This is a genomic window from Monashia sp. HAY1-5C (genome assembly GCF_056755255.1).
Genome location: NZ_JBPGXG010000742.1, coordinates 1 through 237, shown reverse-complemented (window position 1 = coordinate 237; position 237 = coordinate 1). Strand labels below are relative to the sequence as shown.

Here is a 237-nt window from a genome sequence, read left to right as displayed (position 1 = left end):
GAGTGAGCACTGCCCGGGTTCAAAATGGCAAATAAGAGTGCTTTATTCCTTAACCTCCTGGTATTTGCCTTTGTCGTCCCATTTATAAACCACGTAATCAGAGACTTTCAGGTCGCCTTTACTGTCCCAGGCTTTTTTGCCCATGACGGTATCGACGCTGTTGGCTTTAAGCCAGGCGCTGGCTTTGGCGGAATCACTGCCGCCGGTGGCTTTGAATGCCGCGGCAATAGCCTGCAC

Annotated in this window: 1 pseudogene; it reads right to left on the bottom strand. The window is 51.5% G+C overall.

Annotated features, from left to right (window positions below):
- Window positions 1–42 precede the first annotated feature (42 nt).
- Window positions 43–237, bottom strand: a pseudogene (locus ACR9ZK_RS23390) (hypothetical protein); the annotation flags it as partial.